The organism is Gammaproteobacteria bacterium, from assembly GCA_009838035.1.
Taxonomy (GTDB): domain Bacteria; phylum Pseudomonadota; class Gammaproteobacteria; order Steroidobacterales; family Foliamicaceae; genus Foliamicus.
Genome location: VXSK01000002.1, coordinates 307,713 through 322,917, shown reverse-complemented (window position 1 = coordinate 322,917; position 15,205 = coordinate 307,713). Strand labels below are relative to the sequence as shown.

Genomic DNA, 15,205 nt, shown 5'->3' with positions numbered 1-15,205 from the left:
CGATGGGCGCCGATAGGACAGAAGACTTCAATCCGGGGAAATTCCTCGAGAGCCTGACCCGAAGCTGCGGCGTCTACCGGATGCTGGACGGCAAGAATGCCGTTCTATACGTGGGCAAGGCCAAGAACCTCAGGCGCCGTGTCGCGTCGTACTTCGGATCGCGCAGCCATCAGCCGCGCATTCAGAAACTGATGAACCGCACCCGGCGGGTGGAAGTGACCGTCACGGAGACGGAGCAGGAAGCGTTGCTGCTGGAATGCAACCTGATCAAGCGTCACAAGCCGCGGTTCAACATCTATCTGCGCGACGACAAGAGTTATCCGTACATCTACGCGACCACCCGCGACCCGTTTCCGCGCTTTGCATTTCATCGCGGCGCGCGGCGCGGCAAGGGCCGTTACCTGGGCCCTTATTCCAACGCCGCGGCGGTGCGCAGCGCGCTGGGCCAGGCGCAGAAGCTGTTCCGGATTCGGCTGTGCGAGGACTCCTATTTCCGCTACCGCGAGCGGCCCTGCCTGCAGTATCAGCTGGACCGTTGCACGGCGCCCTGCGTGGGTCTGGTGAGCGAAGAGGAATATGCCGCCGACGCAAGCCAGGCGCTCTTGTTCCTGGAAGGCAAGAACGAAGCGGTGCTGGAGGACCTGCTGGGGCGCATGGAGCGTGCGGCGGAGGAACTGGATTACGAACGCGCGGCGCTGCTGCGCGACCGGGTGGCCGCGCTTCAGCGGATACAGGCCAGCCAGTCGGTGGCGGGCGGCGCGGCGCGCAACCTGGACGTGGTCGCAGTGGCCGAAAGCGGCGGCGTCTTCTGCGTGGCCGTGTTGTGGATCCGGCGCGGCACGCTGACCGGCAGCCGGCTCTTCTTTCCGCGGGTCGTGCCCGGCGTCGAATCCGGCGAAGTTCTGGGCGCCTTCATTTCGCAGCATTACTTCGAGCGCGGCGCGCCGCGGGAAGTCATCTCCGGCGGACCGGTCAGCCGGCGGGACCTGCTGGAGAGCGCGCTGGGTATGCAGAGCGGCCACCGGGTGGCGGTGCGCTGGAACGTGCGCGGATGGCGCCGGCGCTGGGTCGAACTGGCGCGCAGGAACGCGGACGCCGGGGCGCTGCAGCAGGCTGCGGGCGCGCGGGGACTCGCTTCCCAGTTGAAGGCACTGGCCAGGGAACTCCGCCTGATGCGCCCGCCGGAGCGAATCGAGTGCTTCGACATCAGCCACACCGGCGGCGAGTCGCCGGTTGCGTCCTGCGTGGTCTTCTCGCCCGAGGGCGCCAGCCGTTCCGAGTACCGGCGGTTCAATATCCGCGGCGCCGATAGCGGCGACGACTACGGCGCCATTGCCGAGGCCGTGCGCCGGCGCTACGGCCGGCTGGTACGGGAAGAATCGCCGCTGCCGGAGCTGCTGCTGATCGATGGCGGTCGCGGACAACTGAACGCGGCGCGCGCCGAACTGGAAGCGTTGGGGCTGTCGAGCATGCCGGTGGCGGCCGTGGCCAAGGGTTTCGGGCGCCGCGAGGGCCGCGAGCGTATCTACATGCCGGATCTCGCCCGGCCATTGATTCCCGGGTCGGGCTCCGCGGCGCTGAAACTGATTGCGCGAATACGCGACGAAGCCCACCGCTTTGCGCTGGAAGGCCACCGCCGGCGCCGCCACGGCGCGCGCAAGTCGTCGGTTCTGGAGGAAGTGCCGGGGCTGGGGCCGAAGCGCCGGCGCCAGCTTCTGCGGCATTTCGGCGGATTGCGCGGCGTCGAGGCCGCTCCCGTGGAGGATTTGCGCAAGCTGCCCGGAATCGGCCCGGAACTTGCGCAAAGAATCTACGGCGCGCTGCACTGATCCATGAGCCGGTGCGGGGGCGAATTGGCTATAGTGGCGGCATGAACCTCGCGATCATCCTGACGTGGTTCCGGGTCGCCGCCATGCCCAGCATCGTGGCCCTTTACTACCTGCCGTATCCCTGGGCGCACCCGGTTGCCGGCCTGGTGTTCGGCGCGGCCGCGCTCACCGATTGGGCGGACGGCTGGGTGGCGAGGCGCTTCGACCAGGGATCGCGTTTCGGGGCTTTCCTGGATCCCGTGGCGGACAAGCTGCTGGTCATCGCGGCGCTGCTGCTGCTGGTTCAGGCCAACCCCGGGATGGTGCTGGCGCTGGTGGCGATCGTGATCATCGGCCGGGAGGTGGCCGTCTCGGCGCTGCGGGAATGGATGGCGGCGCTCGGTCAGCGGGGCCGGGTGAACGTAATCCGCCTGGCCAAGTACAAGTCCATCGGGCAGATGGTGGCGCTGGCCTGCATGCTGTACGAAAAACCGCTGTGGTTACTGCCGATGTACGAATTCGGATATGTACTGCTGCTCCTTTCGGCGGCGCTGACCCTGCTCACGGGCGCCCTGTACATGTTCCGGGCCAGGACGGCCATGCGCAGCACCTCCGCCTCATGAATGCGCGAGCCAGGCTCGTTGCCGGCGTCGTGCCGATCCTGCTGGCCGCCGGGGCCTGCGCGCCCGCGCCCGAGGGTCCTCAATCCGGCATTGCGATCAGTAACGTTACCGTGATCGATGCCGTGTCCGGTGAGCGGCCGGAACAAACGGTGCTCATCGACGGCGACCGGATCGTGCTGGTCGGTCCTGCCGATTCCACATATTTCAGCGGCGCCTACGAAGTGATTGACGGCACGGGCAAGTTCCTGATTCCGGGTTTGTGGGACATGCACGTTCACCTGACCTTCGACGAGCGGTTCACGGCCACGATGCCGGAGATGTTCATCCGTTACGGAATCACCAGCGTGCGCGATACCGGCGGGTTGATGGAGAGGATGGCGCCCGTGGTGGAGCGCATGCGCGCGGAAGGCGCGGTTGCGCCGCGGGTGTTCTTCAGCGGACCGTTGCTTGACGGCACTACGGTGGTTTACGACGGGATCGACGCGCCGGAAATTGGCGTCCCCAACCCGGAGGCCGGGACCGCCCGTTCCAGGGTCGCGGAACTCAAGTCGCAGGGCGTGGACTTCATCAAGATCTACGAGATGGTCAGCCCAGAAGTGTTTGCGGCGTTGGTCGAGGCGGCGGGGACGCACGGCCTGCCGATTGCCGCCCACGTGCCCCTTTCCATGCGCGCCTCCACGGCCGGCCCGCATGTGAACTCGATGGAGCACCTGCGGAATGTCGAGCTGGACTGCGCCGCAAACTCCGACGGGCTGCTCGAAACGCGCCGGCAGCAACTGTCGGCAGGTGAAGAAAGCTCCGGCATGAAGCTGCGCACGTTCCTGCACAGCCTGCAGCGCAGGGCAGCGATCGCCGCTTTCGATGAAGCGCAATGCGCCGAAGTTCTGGGAACGCTGCGAAACACCATTCAGGTTCCGACGGCGCGCCTGAACGCGCTTTCCATGTTTCCCGTATTCGACCGGGACGACTGGCCGGTGGCGCTCGCCGGAATACCGCAGGCGGTGCAGGACGAATGGAGCGGTCCTTCGCCCTCGCCGTGGGTCAGCCGGGACCCGGCGCAGCGCGATCTCACCGTCGCGCAGTACACGCTGGACATGATCGCCCGCATGCACGAAGCCGGCGTGCCGGTCGGCGCGGGCACGGACACGCCGATAGCGCTCGCCATTCCCGGGTACAGCCTGCACAACGAACTGGAGGTGCTGGTGGCCGCCGGGCTGACGCCACTCGACGCCCTGGGCGCCGCCACGGTTCAGCCGGCGAAGTTCTTCTCGCTTGAGGATGAAATGGGTGCGATTGCCCCGGGAATGCGCGCCGACCTCGTGTTGCTGGACGCCAACCCGGTAACCGACATTCGCAATACCAGGACGATCGACCGCGTCATCGCGCGCGGCCGGCTCATGCCCGTTCACTAGCGCAACCGCACCCATCCGGAGGAGGAAATATGAGAGCAAGCTGGTTAGCCTGCGGAATGCTTGTTGCCGCAGGAGCTTCGGCTGAAACCCTTGAGTGGGACACCTCGACGTACTCGCAGGAAGTCACGCCCTGCGATATCGAGGCTTCGCACGGCGACGATCCGTATTCGGTGGCGCCGGGCGTGTCGCAGCAGGACATGGACTTCGCCGGGGCCATGGCGGCCTGCGAGGCGGCGGTGGAGGACGATCCCGGCAATCCGCGGCTGAGGTATCAGCTGGCGCGGGTGTACGGGTACAGCGGGCAGGGCGAGAAGGCCTACCCGCATCGCGAAGCGGCCATTGCAGCGGACTATCCGCAGGCGCTGTTCGTTAACGGCTACCTGCATTTTCTGGGAATCAACAAGGCCAGGAAAGACGTATGCCGGGCGGGCAGCCTGTTTCGGCGTTCCGCGCAATACGGCCGGCTTGCGGGACAGGTCGGATTCACGCGCTACGCTCTGGATGGCGCTTTCGCGGGCTGCGACGTGACCATCGACCCGGAGGAACTCATGGTGTTTCTCGAGGCGGCGGAGGAATCGAACAGCGGCTTCTACGAAAGCATGCTCATCGCGATGCTCAAGAAAGAGGTCGCGGCACTTGAGGGAGAGAAGAAATGAAGAAACTGATTGCCGTTTGCGGACTGCTGGCGTTCGGCGGGATTTCCGCCGAAACGCTTGAATGGGATGCATCGCCGTATTCGCAGAACGTTACGCCGTGCGACCTGGCGACCGCGCACCCATTGGATCCGAACAAGGTGGCGCCCGGCGTGTCGCAGGCGGAAATGGACTTTCCCAGCGCGATCGCGGCCTGCGAGGCGGCGGTAGCCGAGGACCCGGACAACCCCAGGCTGCGATATCAGCTTGCCCGCGTCTACACATACAGCGGGCAGACCGGAAAGGGATGGCCGCACATGGAGGTCGCCGTGGCCGCGGAATATCCGCAGGCGCTGTTCGTGAGCGGCTACATGCAATATCTTGGCTACCCCGATACCGGAGGGGACGCCTGCAGGGCCGGACGCCTGATTCGGCGCTCGGCGGAGTATGGGCGGCTTGCCGCGCAGGTCGGGTTTGCCCACTATGCGCTGGACGGCGGTTTCGACGGGTGCGAAGGCCTGGTTGATCCGGCGGAAATGCTGGAGTTTCTGGCCGCCGCCGCCGAGGCCACGGACGACTTCTATCGGACCATGCTGATCGGGATGCTGCGGAAGGAAATCGAGGCCCGGGAGTGAGGGACATGCCGCGAAGGACATGCCTTCGCTCCCAGGGGAGCGTCTATTGAATCGGGAGCGGCGTTACTGCTAGACTCAGCGCCGCTTCGAGCGGGAATAGCTCAGTGGTAGAGCACAACCTTGCCAAGGTTGGGGTCGCGGGTTCAAGTCCCGTTTCCCGCTCCATTTTTCCGGCAGGATTCAGCGCGGCAAGGCGCGGCCTGCGGAACAGCCGGGCCAGGTGGCAGAGTGGCGATGCAGCGGACTGCAAATCCGTGGACGCCGGTTCAATTCCGGCCCTGGCCTCCAGACGGCGTTCGGATTCACGAAGGAACTGCAAATGAAGCTCATACGACGATCTCCGGTGCTTGCCATGGCGCTTGTTGCGGCATTCTCCGGATCAGCCGCTCTCGCAGACGGCCATGACGGAGATTCCACTGATGCGCGCCTGCGGGCCGCCATCACCGGCGAGCATCGATCGGCGGAGAAAAGAGCCAGGGACGCCTATCGCAACCCCTACGAAACGCTGACTTTCCTTGGCCTCGCCGAAGACATGACCGTGCTGGAAATCAACGCGACCGGCGGTTGGTATACGGAGATCATCGCGCCTGTTGTCGCCGGCACGGGCAAGTACTTCGCAACGATGTGGGGCCCTGATACCAGCGAGTGGGCGAAGGGCGCTTACAACGAACTCGAGGAATTGATCGACGCCGACAGGGCTCTGTACGGCGACGCCGAGGTCGTTGCCATCAGCGGGGACAATTTCAGGCCCATCGAGCCGGGTTCGGCCGACCTGGTGCTGACCTTCAGGAACATCCATAACTGGATGACCAGCGGCAGCATCCACGACATGCTGGAAATGATGTACGTATCGGCGAAGCCCGGCGGCCACCTGGGGATCGTGGAACACCGCGGGAATCCATTGATCCGGCAGGATCCCAAGGCCGAGTCCGGTTACGTCAACGAGGGCTATACCATCAGGCTTGCCGAAGAGGCCGGATGGCAACTGGTCGCGACCAGCGACATCAACAACAATCCGATGGACGACAAGGACTACGAAAAGCGCGTCTGGCGCCTGCCGCCCACGCTTCGCTACCTGGCGCTTGAAGGCTGGCCCGAAGTGGACGAGGCGCAGCGGATCAGGAGTCTGGCGATCGGCGAAAGCGACCGCTTCACGCTTCTTTTCGTGAAGCCGACCGGTTAATTTCCGCTGTTTCTAGTAGTTGATTGACGGATTGTCGCCGGGGAAGATCACTCCGGCCACCAGCATCCCGTCCTCACTGGTGCATTCCAGCGAGTGGCGCTGCTTTGGCGGCAGAAAAATGACGTCGCCTGTCGCGACCGGTGTCTTGACGTTGTCCGTCCAAAGGCAGCCTTCGCCTGAAACCATGATCAGCGTTTCCTCGTAAAGGTGCCGGTGGGCAACGGCCTTTGACCATGGAATCTCGCCGATGAACTGGGCGCCGTTCTCGAATCCCTGGCGCTTGTCGATCAGCACCTGGAAGAAGCGGTCGGCCATGGGGGTCGCGTTGGCCCTGTCCATGGCGATGGTGCGGTCCGGGTAGTCCGTGTCGAAGCGGTCCGGCAGTTTCTGAAGCCACCGGGGGCCCTCGAATTGCGGGAAGGTGCTGGCATACACCTTGAGCGGCCGGTCGGGCGGAGCGCTCAGCGCGAATGCCTCTCCGGGGCGCACGAATGCGCCGGTGCGGGGCGTCAGCGCAAAATCCCGGTTGCCGATGGAGAGAACACCCGACTCGTCCTTCACGAAAAGGAGCACCTGGCAGCCCGGAAATTCCATGGCCTGCGTATAGCCGGGTCCGAGCGAAAGGTGAAATTGAGATTGATGGCGAGCGCCGTCCTCCGCGCCGATCAGTTTGCGGACTTCGATGACGCCGGCGCCCTCATCGGGCAATTGTTCGACCCGCGCGACCTGGCAGCCGCCATCAAGAACCACGCGGCCGGGTCCGGCCCGGGTGGCCTCGGGTATCGCGCGGTTCTCCGGACTTAGGGGGTCTTCGGTCTCGTACTCTTCCAGCAGGTTGTTATGGCTGCCGTCGCAGAACGGGGCTTCCCCCGTGTGCTTGCAGCCGCAGAACAGCACCTCTTCGCCTTCCTTGAGCGCCTTGTAGGGAATTGGCGCGAAGCCGGTCCCCTTGTGCGAGCCGTCGCAATACGGCTGGTTTTTCGACCGCCCGCAGGCGCACCAGAAATATCGCTTGTCTTTCTTCAGCTCGGCGTAATACGGCTTGTACTTCGCGATTACGGGCTTTTGGGTTGTGCTGCTCATTGCTGTGTTTCCGGGTGTGCCGGCCGATTGCGGCGGACCCGATAATTCTAGCGCCCGTTTTTTGCACTCCGCGATTGCTTGCGGGTATTCTCCGGGCGCATGAGGAGCACCATCAAACCCGCCGGAGCATTCGCCAGCCTCGCACTTCTCCTGGCCGTGGTGTTTCCAGTCGCGGCCGCGCAGGAATCGTCCGCCGCGCAGCGTCCGAACGTCATCCTGATCGTTGCGGACAACCAGGCCGCGCGCCTGCTGGGCGCCTACGGCAACAGCGAGATCGCAACGCCCAATATCGACGCGCTGGCCCGTTCGGGGGTGCTGTTCCGCCACGCTTTCGCTGCCAGCGGCGTTTGTTCGCCAACGCGCGCCGCCCTGCTGACCGGCCTGATGCCCTCGCAGACGGGCATACACGTGGCCTTGCCTCCGCAGCCGGAGCTGGAAGGCTGGTCGGCGATCGAGGAGTTCCGCAACCTGCCGCAGACGCTGGCGGACGCCGGCTACTTCACCGGGCTGGTGGGCAAGTACCACCTGGGACGGCACGAGCGCCCGCAACTGGGGTTCTCGTGGTGGGTGACTTTCCCGTCCGGCCACACCACGACCTTCTACGACCAGGAAGTCATCGACAACGGCCGGCATTACCGCGTGGAGAAGCACCTTACGGATTTCTGGACGGACAAGGCGATCGAGTTCATCGGGCAGCGGCCGGGCGCCGGGGAGCCCTTCTTCCTGTACCTGTCGTACAACGGGCCCTACATGCTGCCCCCTACGGTGCTGTTCCCGCCCCGCAACCGGCACGCGGAGCGCTATCGTCAGAACCCGCCGTCGATGCCGCACGAGCCCATTCATCCCTACCTGGAAGCCTGGGCACGGGGCAAGAGCCCGACTGGCGAAATGGTCCGCGAAGGCACCACCGCCTGGCGGGCGATCAACGCGATCAACAACCCGGTTGCGATGATCAATACGGCTGCCGAAACGACGATGGTGGACGACGGGGTAGGGCGGCTTATGGAAGCGCTAGAGGAACAGGGGCTGCGCGACGACACGCTGGTCATCTACACCTCCGACCAGGGCTCGCGGTTCGGACACGGAGGCCTCTGGGGCAATACCTCCTGGAGCTTTCCGTTCACCGTGCATGAGGTCAACATGGAGGTGCCGCTGATGTTCTCGCAGCCCGGACGGGTGCCCGAGGGGGCGGTGCGCGAGGAATTCATCAACCAGGTGGACGTGCTCCCGACGCTGCTCGAGTACCTGGGGCTCGAGGAGCTGGAGATCCGCAACTCCGGAGGGCGCAGCTTTGCCTCGATGCTGCGGGGCGCGGAACCGGAATGGGACAGCACGGCGTTTTTCGAGTTCGTTACGGTTCGCGTCGTGCGCTCCGGGCGCTGGAAGTACATGAAGAGGTTCGATACCGGCGAGCCGCACACGCTGTTTGACCTGATCGACGATCCCGGAGAAAAGCGCAATCTCATCGACGATCCGGCGCACGCGGACGTGGTGGCGGAACTGGACGGACGGCTTACCGACTTCTTTGCGCAATATTCGGCGCCGGAATACGACCTGTGGCGCGGGGGCTCGGCCAAGGCGATCCTGCTCGACACGCACTATGGACAGAACCACATATTCCGCGACCGCTTCCCCGGCTGGCGCGAACCTTTCGTCGAGCGGCCGGCCTCGGTGTACCGGGACCGCTGATGCGACAATCTCGCCTATGAAATGGCCCGCAGACCGGATCGTGCAGAGCTCCGAGAAGAGCTTCGGCATGTACGAAGAAGCCCTGCCGCTGATGGCGCGGGGCGTCGACGTCATCCACCTCGAAGTGGGCATGCCCAGTTTCGACACGCCGGCGCATATCAAGGAGGCCTGCAAGGCGGCGCTGGACTCCGGCATGGTGCATTACGGGGACTTCCTGGGAAATGAGCCGTTTCGCCGGGCGCTGGCGGAGAAGCTGGCCGCCCGGAACGGCATTGAGGCGGCCCTCAACGAAATCCTGGTGACCAGCGGCCTGACGCACGGGGCCTACGTCAGTTGCATGGCCGCCCTGGATCCAGGTGACGAGGTCATGCTGCTTTCTCCGTATTACCCGCAGCACATCAACAAAATCGAACTGGCGGGAGGCGTGGTGGTGACGGCGCCGCTCGACCGGTCGCGGGATTTTGCGCTCGACGGCGCGGCGATCCGCGAACGACTGACCCTCCGCACGCGCATGATCGTCCTGGTCAACCCGGCCAACCCCACGGGACGCGTCTATACCCGCGAAGAACTGCAGGAACTGGCGGACATCGCGATCGAAAACGACCTTCTGGTGATGTCCGACGAGGTCTATGAACAGATCGTCTTCGACGGCGCCCGGCATATCAGCATCGCTTCGCTGCCGGGCATGTGGGAGCGGACCATTACGCACTTCGCCTTTACCAAGGCGTACGCGATGGACGGTTGGCGAATGGGCTACGCGGCGGCGCCCAGGCGGTTCATCGACGCCATGCTGAAGATCTCGAAGAACGACATCGCTCACGTCAACGTGTTCATCCAGGAGGGCGGACGCGCGGCCGTGTCCGGTTCCCAGGAGGCGGTCGAGGAAATGGTGCGCGAAGACTGCCGCCGCCGCGACCTTGTGGTGGAACGCATGAATGCGATGCCGGGCGTGCGCTGTCCGGCGCCGGAAGGCAGCATCTACGCCTTTCCGGACATTACCGGAACCGGCTGGGACGACGCTGCCCTGGCGCGGGCGCTGCTCAAGGAGACCAGCGTCTGCGTGGAGGAGGGATCGTTCTACGGACAGGCTGGGGCTGGGCACCTTCGCGTGTGTTTCGGCGCCGAGCCCTATGATCGGATCGAAGAAGCGATGGATCGCATGCACGCCTTCTTGACCGCTCGCCGAAGATAAAACGGCACGGTCGGCGCGGCACGAGAATGCAGGTTCCAGCCAGCTGCAGGGTGGGCGCCCGCCTTTTACTTGGCGCCGTTCTTCTTTGGGTGCTGGAGGCTGGTGCGGCGCCCGCCGAAAACGTAGTTGAAACGCCGCAAGGCGCATTTGAAGGGACCGTCGAGAATGGCGTGCATGTTTATCGCGGCATTCCCTACGGCATGCCGCCGGCGGGAGATCGGCGCTGGCTGCCGCCGCAGGCCGCGGCGAAGCACAATGGCGTTCGCCAGGCGCTCGATTTCGGTCCGTCCTGTCCGCAGGTCCGGCCCGCCAGGTCAATGGACGAAGACTGCCTGACGCTCAATGTCTGGACGCCCGACGTTGACGACGACGCACGTCCCGTCATGGTCTGGATTCACGGAGGCGGCTTCGTTGCGGGCTCCAGCGATGTGCCGGGCGGATTGTTCGCGGCGCGGGGCGTCGTCTTCGTTTCGATCAATTACCGGCTGGGACCGCTGGGTTTCTTCGCGCATCCGGCGCTGGAGGGCCCGGTGGCAAACTTTGGCCTGCTGGACATGGTCATGGCGCTGGAATGGGTGCGGGACAACATTTCGGCGTTCGGAGGCGATCCCGGCAGGGTCACCGTCTTCGGCGTGTCCGCCGGCGGTATGGCGGTGAGCATGCTGCTGGCGAACGACGCGGCGCGAGGGCTGTTCCACGGCGCCATTGCGCAGAGCGGTTATGGAACCTGGGCCCTTCCGCGTACCGGAAACGCTCCCACGCCCGCCCCGCTGGGCATGGACCTGGATCCGGCGCAGAGAGCGGAATCGCTGGCCCGGGAGCTGATCGAACACGTTGCTCCCGATGCCGACACGGCCGAAGAGTTGCGGGCCCTGGACGCCATGGCGCTGATGAGAGCCGTGGAGGGATTTCACCTGCCGCTGGTCGATGGCGTCACGCTGCGTGAAGAACCCGGCATCCTGTTCCTGGCCGGCCAACAGCACGATGTGCCCGTCATGACCGGCGGAACCAGCTACGAAGGCATCATCATGCCGGTTTCGGGGATATCGACGGAAGCGTACAAACGCATCTGGGGCGCGGACTATCCGGCCGCGCGGGCGCTTTACCGGGAAGACTTCGACAAGTCTCCGGATATCGGCATAAAGCGCCTGTTCGGCGACAATCGCTATCTGTTTGCCGCGCGGACTCTGGCGCTGGGGACGGCGCGCAGGAACTCCCCGGCCTGGATCTACTACCTGGATGTGCCCGTCGCCGGGCCCCCGAACGACTCGCCGGGCGCGCCGCACGGTTACGACCGCAGGCTGCTCTTTTCCGGCGCGGATCTGCCCGATGCCAGGCAGCAGGCGCTGGCGGGCCGCCTGTTCGGCTATTGGCTCGACTTCGCGCGCAACGGCAATCCGAACGGGGGCAGCCGCCTGCAATGGCCGGAATACCGACAGGAAGACGACCGCTGGCTCGTGTTCGGCATTGAGGACAGCGTTCGCCGGGGCGTCTCCAGGGAGCGCCTCGATTTCATCGAAGCGCGGTACCGGCAGCGAGCGCAGCGCGCCGCTGACCGCCGTTCGCCATGAAGACGGAAACCTGGTCCTCGACGCGGGGCTTTATCCTGGCCTCGGTGGGGGCCGCGGTCGGTCTCGGCAACCTGTGGCGCTTCCCCTACATTGCCGGCAGCAATGGCGGCAGCGCTTTCGTCCTGGTGTATGTCGGCTGGGTGTTGCTGCTGGGCCTGCCGCTGGTGATCGGCGAACTCGCCCTGGGGCGGCGCGGCGGTCGCAATGCTGTGCACACGATGCGCGAAGTGGCCTCGCGCGAAGGGCGAAGCGGCGCCTGGGTGCTTATCGGCTGGTTGTCGATCCTCGTTCCCCTGGTGGGCATCACCTACTACAGCATCGTCGCCGGCTGGTCGCTGAACTACACGCTGCTGGCGGCGCAGGGCACGTTCCGGGGCATCAGCGCCGAGGGCTCACAGGCGCTTTTCGGAGAACTGCTGAGCGATCCCTGGCGTCTCATGTTCTGGCACGGGCTGTTCATCGCCATCGTCGTGGCGGTCATCGCCGGCGGGGTCCGAAAGGGGCTGGAACGGGCCAGCAAGTTGATGATGCCGGGCCTTTTCGCGCTGCTGCTGTTGCTGGTGGGCTGGGCCGCGGTCGCCGGCGACTTCGGCAACGGCATGGCGTTCCTGTTCAGCGCCGACTTCTCGGCCCTTACGCTGGACGGCGTGCTGATGGCGCTCGGGCAGGCGCTCTTTTCGCTGGCGATCGGCGTGGGCATGCTCATCACCTACGGGGCCTACGTGCCGCAACGCGTGTCGCTGCCGCGGGCCGGCGCGATCATTGCCGGCGCCGACTCGCTGGTGGCCCTGCTCGCGGGAATGGCGATCTTCCCCATCGTTTTCGCCGTGGGCCTGGAAGCCAACAGCGGTCCCGGGCTGATCTTCGAGACTCTGCCGGTCGCGTTCGCGGGCATGCCCGGCGGCGTGCTCCTGGGGACTCTGTTCTTCGTGATGCTGAGCCTGGCCGCGATCACGACCGGATTCGGCATGATCGAGCCGGCCGTGGCCTGGCTGTCGCGGGACACGTTCCTCTCGCGTCCGCTGGCAACGCTGCTGATGGGATGCCTGACCTGGCCGGTCGGCATGGTCTTCGTGCTCTCTTTCAACGTATGGGCCGACGTGAAGCCGCTGGGCGGCATTTTCAGCGAGATGGGCCTTTTCCAGCTCGTCGATTTCCTGGTCGCCAACCTGCTGCTCCCGGTCAACGCCCTGCTGCTGGCCGTGTTCCTGGGCTATTTTTGGTCGCTGGGTTCCGCACGCGTGGAAACGTCCTTGAGCGGTTCGCTTCTCACGATCTGGCGCGCCCTCCTGTGGCTGGCGCCCATCCTGATCCTGATCGTGCTCTGGGGGCTGCTGCGCGACGTTCTGCCAGCCGGCTGACGGGACTTTGCTAAACTTCGCCGCCTGTGCCCGGGTGGCGAAATGGGTATACGCAGGGGACTTGATATTGAGCGCCGGTCGGGAAACCGCCCGATGCACCAGGAGTCAAATTCGGGGAAACCTCAGCACGCAAGGTGGTGGCAATCCCGAGCTAAGCCCCGGTTTCACGGGGAAAGTGTAGAGACTTGACGGCTCCGGCCTACGTCGCGGAACGGCGATAGGGCAGAGGGAAAGTCCAGACCCCAAAGGGAGCGCGTTGCGACGCGCGTCCCGCGGCGAAAGCCGTAGCGGGTAAGAAAATCCCCCGGGGGAAACCCCGTGCCGGTTCGAGTCCGGCCCCGGGCATTTTTCGAGGAGAGAGAGCCATGAGGAGACTGACGCTGACCTTGTTCGCCGTCGCGCTGCTGGCGAATGCGGGGTTGGCGGACGAAGACGCAGACGCGCGTGCGAAGGCTATTCAGGATTGCATTGCCAAGGGCGGTTCGATAGCGGATTGCATGAACGTCAACGTCATGGAGGGCGAGATTCCTGAAAAGGAGAAGCCGTCTGATTTGTCTGCCAGGGAGGCGGATTGCGCGCGATACACCGAGCGGTTGGGTCGTGTTCTTGCGGATGATGAGAACAGGGCGGAGTTCATGGCTGAGGCTGTGGGATGGGAGCCGGGCGACAGGCCGCTTGATGTTCGCCGGTGGGTGGACGATGCTCGTTTGCGGCAACGCATCGAGTTCTACTGCGAGTCGCCGGAGCTTTCGCTTCTTGTGTCCATCGGCGGGGGCTACCGCTTGGTGGATGTGACGCTTTCTCCGCTTGCCAGTGAGAGGAACCGTGGCGAGCCTGTCGTTATCATCGAGGACGTGCCGGATGAATGACATTTCCGCATCAATCAGGGTTGAGGCAGTTTGAAACCCACCGAATTCATTCGCATGTCCTTGCGACAACTCGTGATGCGCAAGGGCTTGCCCTTTGACGCGCGAATCCCAAACGCCGGCACGATTGACGCACTGGCGGAACCTGCGGAGAAACTGAAACGATTCCCGTCCGCACGCGCGGTCTTCTCTGACCTTGAAGCGGCCAGCGACGCCGATCAAGAGGACCGATGAGAGAAATTGCCTACACGAAGAGATTTCGCCAAGACTACAAAAGATTCAAGAAACGAGGCTGGGACGTCCGAAGGCTTGAAGCCATCGTTGATTCCCTGGCGAGGGGCCAGCCACTACCACCCAAGGCCCGGCCTCACAAGTTGTCAGGCAACTTCAAAGAAGCCTGGGATCTTCATCTGGCTGGAGACTGGATACTGATTTACGAGATTAGCGAAGACCCTTTTGATTCTTCGCCGCACCGGAACACACGCGGACCTTTTTCAAAACTAATGGAGTTGCAGTAATGATGACCGTTCCCTCCAGGGTAGTGCAGTGAGCAAGAGCGCATGGATCAGCGCCGGGAAGGTGTCTGCGGCGACCGCCTCGGTCGCTCTTTTGCTGGGCGCGGTTTTTCAGGGACAGGCCCAACAGCGTAGCGATATGGCCGATGTCAGGGCCGAGCTTCGCAACGGCTTTGCGGAAGTCAACGGACGCTTCGGTGCTACCGGTCATGGGGGCGACCAGGGATCCATGATCTCGACGCCGAGATTCTCGAAGTCCCGGACGTTGCGCGTCGCTACGGTCATGCCGCGAGAGCGGGCGATCGCCGCGATCTGGCAGTCCGCCGGCGTAATAGGGCGCCCGGCCGAGCGGCGCGCGGCGGCAATTTCCGCATAATCACGCGCCGCATCGCTGTCGAACGGCAGCACCCGGCCATCGAAGGCCTCGCGCAGCATCCGTTCGATATTCGCAATCAGCGTTTCCCGGCGCCGGCCGGCGGTCAGAATCGCTGCGCCGTAGCGTAGCTCCGCTTCGCCGACCGCCGAGAAGAACAGATCTTCGAGCGGATGGCCGGCGGCCCACGCATTGACGGCAGGGTGGGGCGACTTGCGAATCAACTCGGACACGACGTTGGTGTCCAACAGCACAGACACGA

Annotated in this window: 14 protein-coding genes, 2 tRNA genes and 1 pseudogene; 15 read left to right on the top strand and 2 right to left on the bottom strand. The window is 64.6% G+C overall.

Features of this window, described 5'->3' with window-relative positions:
- Positions 1-2 precede the first annotated feature (2 nt).
- The 8 genes from uvrC (at position 3) to F4Y72_01435 (ending at position 6,293) form a co-directional block, all read left to right on the top strand.
- Positions 3-1,829 carry an excinuclease ABC subunit UvrC gene (gene uvrC, locus F4Y72_01470; GenBank protein ID MXZ26956.1) on the top strand — a complete coding sequence of 609 codons (1,827 nt, stop codon included), beginning with the start codon at positions 3-5 and terminating at the stop codon, positions 1,827-1,829.
- 41 nt (positions 1,830-1,870) lie between these two features.
- The gene (pgsA, locus tag F4Y72_01465; GenBank protein MXZ26955.1) at positions 1,871-2,431 is read left to right on the top strand and encodes a CDP-diacylglycerol--glycerol-3-phosphate 3-phosphatidyltransferase; all 561 of its coding nucleotides are present in this window, start codon (positions 1,871-1,873) and stop codon (positions 2,429-2,431) included.
- Positions 2,428-3,843, top strand: coding sequence for an amidohydrolase family protein (locus tag F4Y72_01460; protein MXZ26954.1), 1,416 nt, complete (start codon positions 2,428-2,430; stop codon positions 3,841-3,843). Before pgsA ends, F4Y72_01460 begins: the two co-directional genes overlap by 4 nt.
- Positions 3,844-3,872: 29 nt before the next feature.
- Complete coding sequence (locus tag F4Y72_01455; protein MXZ26953.1) at positions 3,873-4,499, top strand: tetratricopeptide repeat protein; 627 nt, start codon at positions 3,873-3,875, stop codon at positions 4,497-4,499.
- Complete coding sequence (locus F4Y72_01450) at positions 4,496-5,110, top strand: hypothetical protein (GenBank protein MXZ26952.1); 615 nt, start codon at positions 4,496-4,498, stop codon at positions 5,108-5,110. The genes F4Y72_01455 and F4Y72_01450 overlap by 4 nt, the downstream gene beginning before the upstream one ends.
- 90 nt (positions 5,111-5,200) lie before the next feature.
- A tRNA-Gly gene (locus tag F4Y72_01445) sits at positions 5,201-5,275 on the top strand.
- Positions 5,276-5,324: 49 nt separating this feature from the next.
- Positions 5,325-5,398, top strand: a tRNA-Cys gene (locus tag F4Y72_01440).
- A 31-nt stretch (positions 5,399-5,429) separates the two neighbouring features.
- Positions 5,430-6,293, top strand: a complete 864-nt coding sequence (locus F4Y72_01435) for a class I SAM-dependent methyltransferase (protein ID MXZ26951.1) — start codon at positions 5,430-5,432, stop codon at positions 6,291-6,293.
- A gap of 12 nt (positions 6,294-6,305) precedes the next feature.
- Here the strand turns inward: F4Y72_01435 and F4Y72_01430 are convergent, their stop codons facing one another.
- The gene (locus F4Y72_01430) at positions 6,306-7,376 is read right to left on the bottom strand and encodes a cupin domain-containing protein (protein ID MXZ26950.1); all 1,071 of its coding nucleotides are present in this window, start codon (positions 7,374-7,376) and stop codon (positions 6,306-6,308) included.
- 99 nt (positions 7,377-7,475) lie between these two features.
- Here F4Y72_01430 and F4Y72_01425 point away from each other — a divergent pair, with 99 nt between their 5' ends.
- From F4Y72_01425 to F4Y72_01395, 7 genes and pseudogenes are all read left to right on the top strand, one after another.
- Positions 7,476-9,065, top strand: a complete 1,590-nt coding sequence (locus F4Y72_01425; GenBank protein MXZ26949.1) for a sulfatase-like hydrolase/transferase — start codon at positions 7,476-7,478, stop codon at positions 9,063-9,065.
- A 16-nt stretch (positions 9,066-9,081) separates the two neighbouring features.
- Complete coding sequence (locus tag F4Y72_01420) at positions 9,082-10,257, top strand: pyridoxal phosphate-dependent aminotransferase (protein MXZ26948.1); 1,176 nt, start codon at positions 9,082-9,084, stop codon at positions 10,255-10,257.
- 26 nt (positions 10,258-10,283) lie between these two features.
- Positions 10,284-11,828 carry a carboxylesterase family protein gene (locus tag F4Y72_01415; GenBank protein ID MXZ26947.1) on the top strand — a complete coding sequence of 515 codons (1,545 nt, stop codon included), beginning with the start codon at positions 10,284-10,286 and terminating at the stop codon, positions 11,826-11,828.
- The gene (locus F4Y72_01410; GenBank protein MXZ26946.1) at positions 11,825-13,189 is read left to right on the top strand and encodes a sodium-dependent transporter; all 1,365 of its coding nucleotides are present in this window, start codon (positions 11,825-11,827) and stop codon (positions 13,187-13,189) included. Before F4Y72_01415 ends, F4Y72_01410 begins: the two co-directional genes overlap by 4 nt.
- A 365-nt stretch (positions 13,190-13,554) precedes the next feature.
- Complete coding sequence (locus F4Y72_01405) at positions 13,555-14,058, top strand: hypothetical protein (GenBank protein ID MXZ26945.1); 504 nt, start codon at positions 13,555-13,557, stop codon at positions 14,056-14,058.
- 30 nt (positions 14,059-14,088) lie between these two features.
- Positions 14,089-14,289 (top strand): hypothetical protein, encoded by a 201-nt coding sequence (locus tag F4Y72_01400; GenBank protein MXZ26944.1) that lies wholly within the window; start codon positions 14,089-14,091, stop codon positions 14,287-14,289.
- Positions 14,286-14,559 (top strand): annotated as a pseudogene (locus F4Y72_01395) (type II toxin-antitoxin system YafQ family toxin). The gene F4Y72_01400 and the pseudogene F4Y72_01395 overlap by 4 nt, the downstream one beginning before the upstream one ends.
- Positions 14,560-14,777: 218 nt before the next feature.
- Here F4Y72_01395 and F4Y72_01390 read toward each other — a convergent pair.
- Complete coding sequence (locus F4Y72_01390) at positions 14,778-15,203, bottom strand: type II toxin-antitoxin system VapC family toxin (GenBank protein MXZ26943.1); 426 nt, start codon at positions 15,201-15,203, stop codon at positions 14,778-14,780.
- Between the last annotated feature and the right edge of the window lie 2 nt (positions 15,204-15,205).

Excerpts from the sequence above, each read along its gene's own strand:
- F4Y72_01415 (MXZ26947.1), top strand. The coding sequence starts at position 10,284 with ATGCAGGTTCCAGCCAGCTGCAGGGTGGGCGCCCGCCTTTTACTTGGC.
- pgsA (MXZ26955.1), top strand. The coding sequence starts at position 1,871 with ATGAACCTCGCGATCATCCTGACGTGGTTCCGGGTCGCCGCCATGCCC.
- F4Y72_01420 (MXZ26948.1), top strand. The coding sequence starts at position 9,082 with ATGAAATGGCCCGCAGACCGGATCGTGCAGAGCTCCGAGAAGAGCTTC.
- F4Y72_01460 (MXZ26954.1), top strand. The coding sequence starts at position 2,428 with ATGAATGCGCGAGCCAGGCTCGTTGCCGGCGTCGTGCCGATCCTGCTG.
- F4Y72_01430 (MXZ26950.1), bottom strand. The coding sequence starts at position 7,376 with ATGAGCAGCACAACCCAAAAGCCCGTAATCGCGAAGTACAAGCCGTAT.
- uvrC (MXZ26956.1), top strand. The coding sequence starts at position 3 with ATGGGCGCCGATAGGACAGAAGACTTCAATCCGGGGAAATTCCTCGAG.
- F4Y72_01435 (MXZ26951.1), top strand. The coding sequence starts at position 5,430 with ATGAAGCTCATACGACGATCTCCGGTGCTTGCCATGGCGCTTGTTGCG.
- F4Y72_01410 (MXZ26946.1), top strand. The coding sequence starts at position 11,825 with ATGAAGACGGAAACCTGGTCCTCGACGCGGGGCTTTATCCTGGCCTCG.
- F4Y72_01425 (MXZ26949.1), top strand. The coding sequence starts at position 7,476 with ATGAGGAGCACCATCAAACCCGCCGGAGCATTCGCCAGCCTCGCACTT.
- F4Y72_01455 (MXZ26953.1), top strand. The coding sequence starts at position 3,873 with ATGAGAGCAAGCTGGTTAGCCTGCGGAATGCTTGTTGCCGCAGGAGCT.
- F4Y72_01450 (MXZ26952.1), top strand. The coding sequence starts at position 4,496 with ATGAAGAAACTGATTGCCGTTTGCGGACTGCTGGCGTTCGGCGGGATT.
- F4Y72_01405 (MXZ26945.1), top strand. The coding sequence starts at position 13,555 with ATGAGGAGACTGACGCTGACCTTGTTCGCCGTCGCGCTGCTGGCGAAT.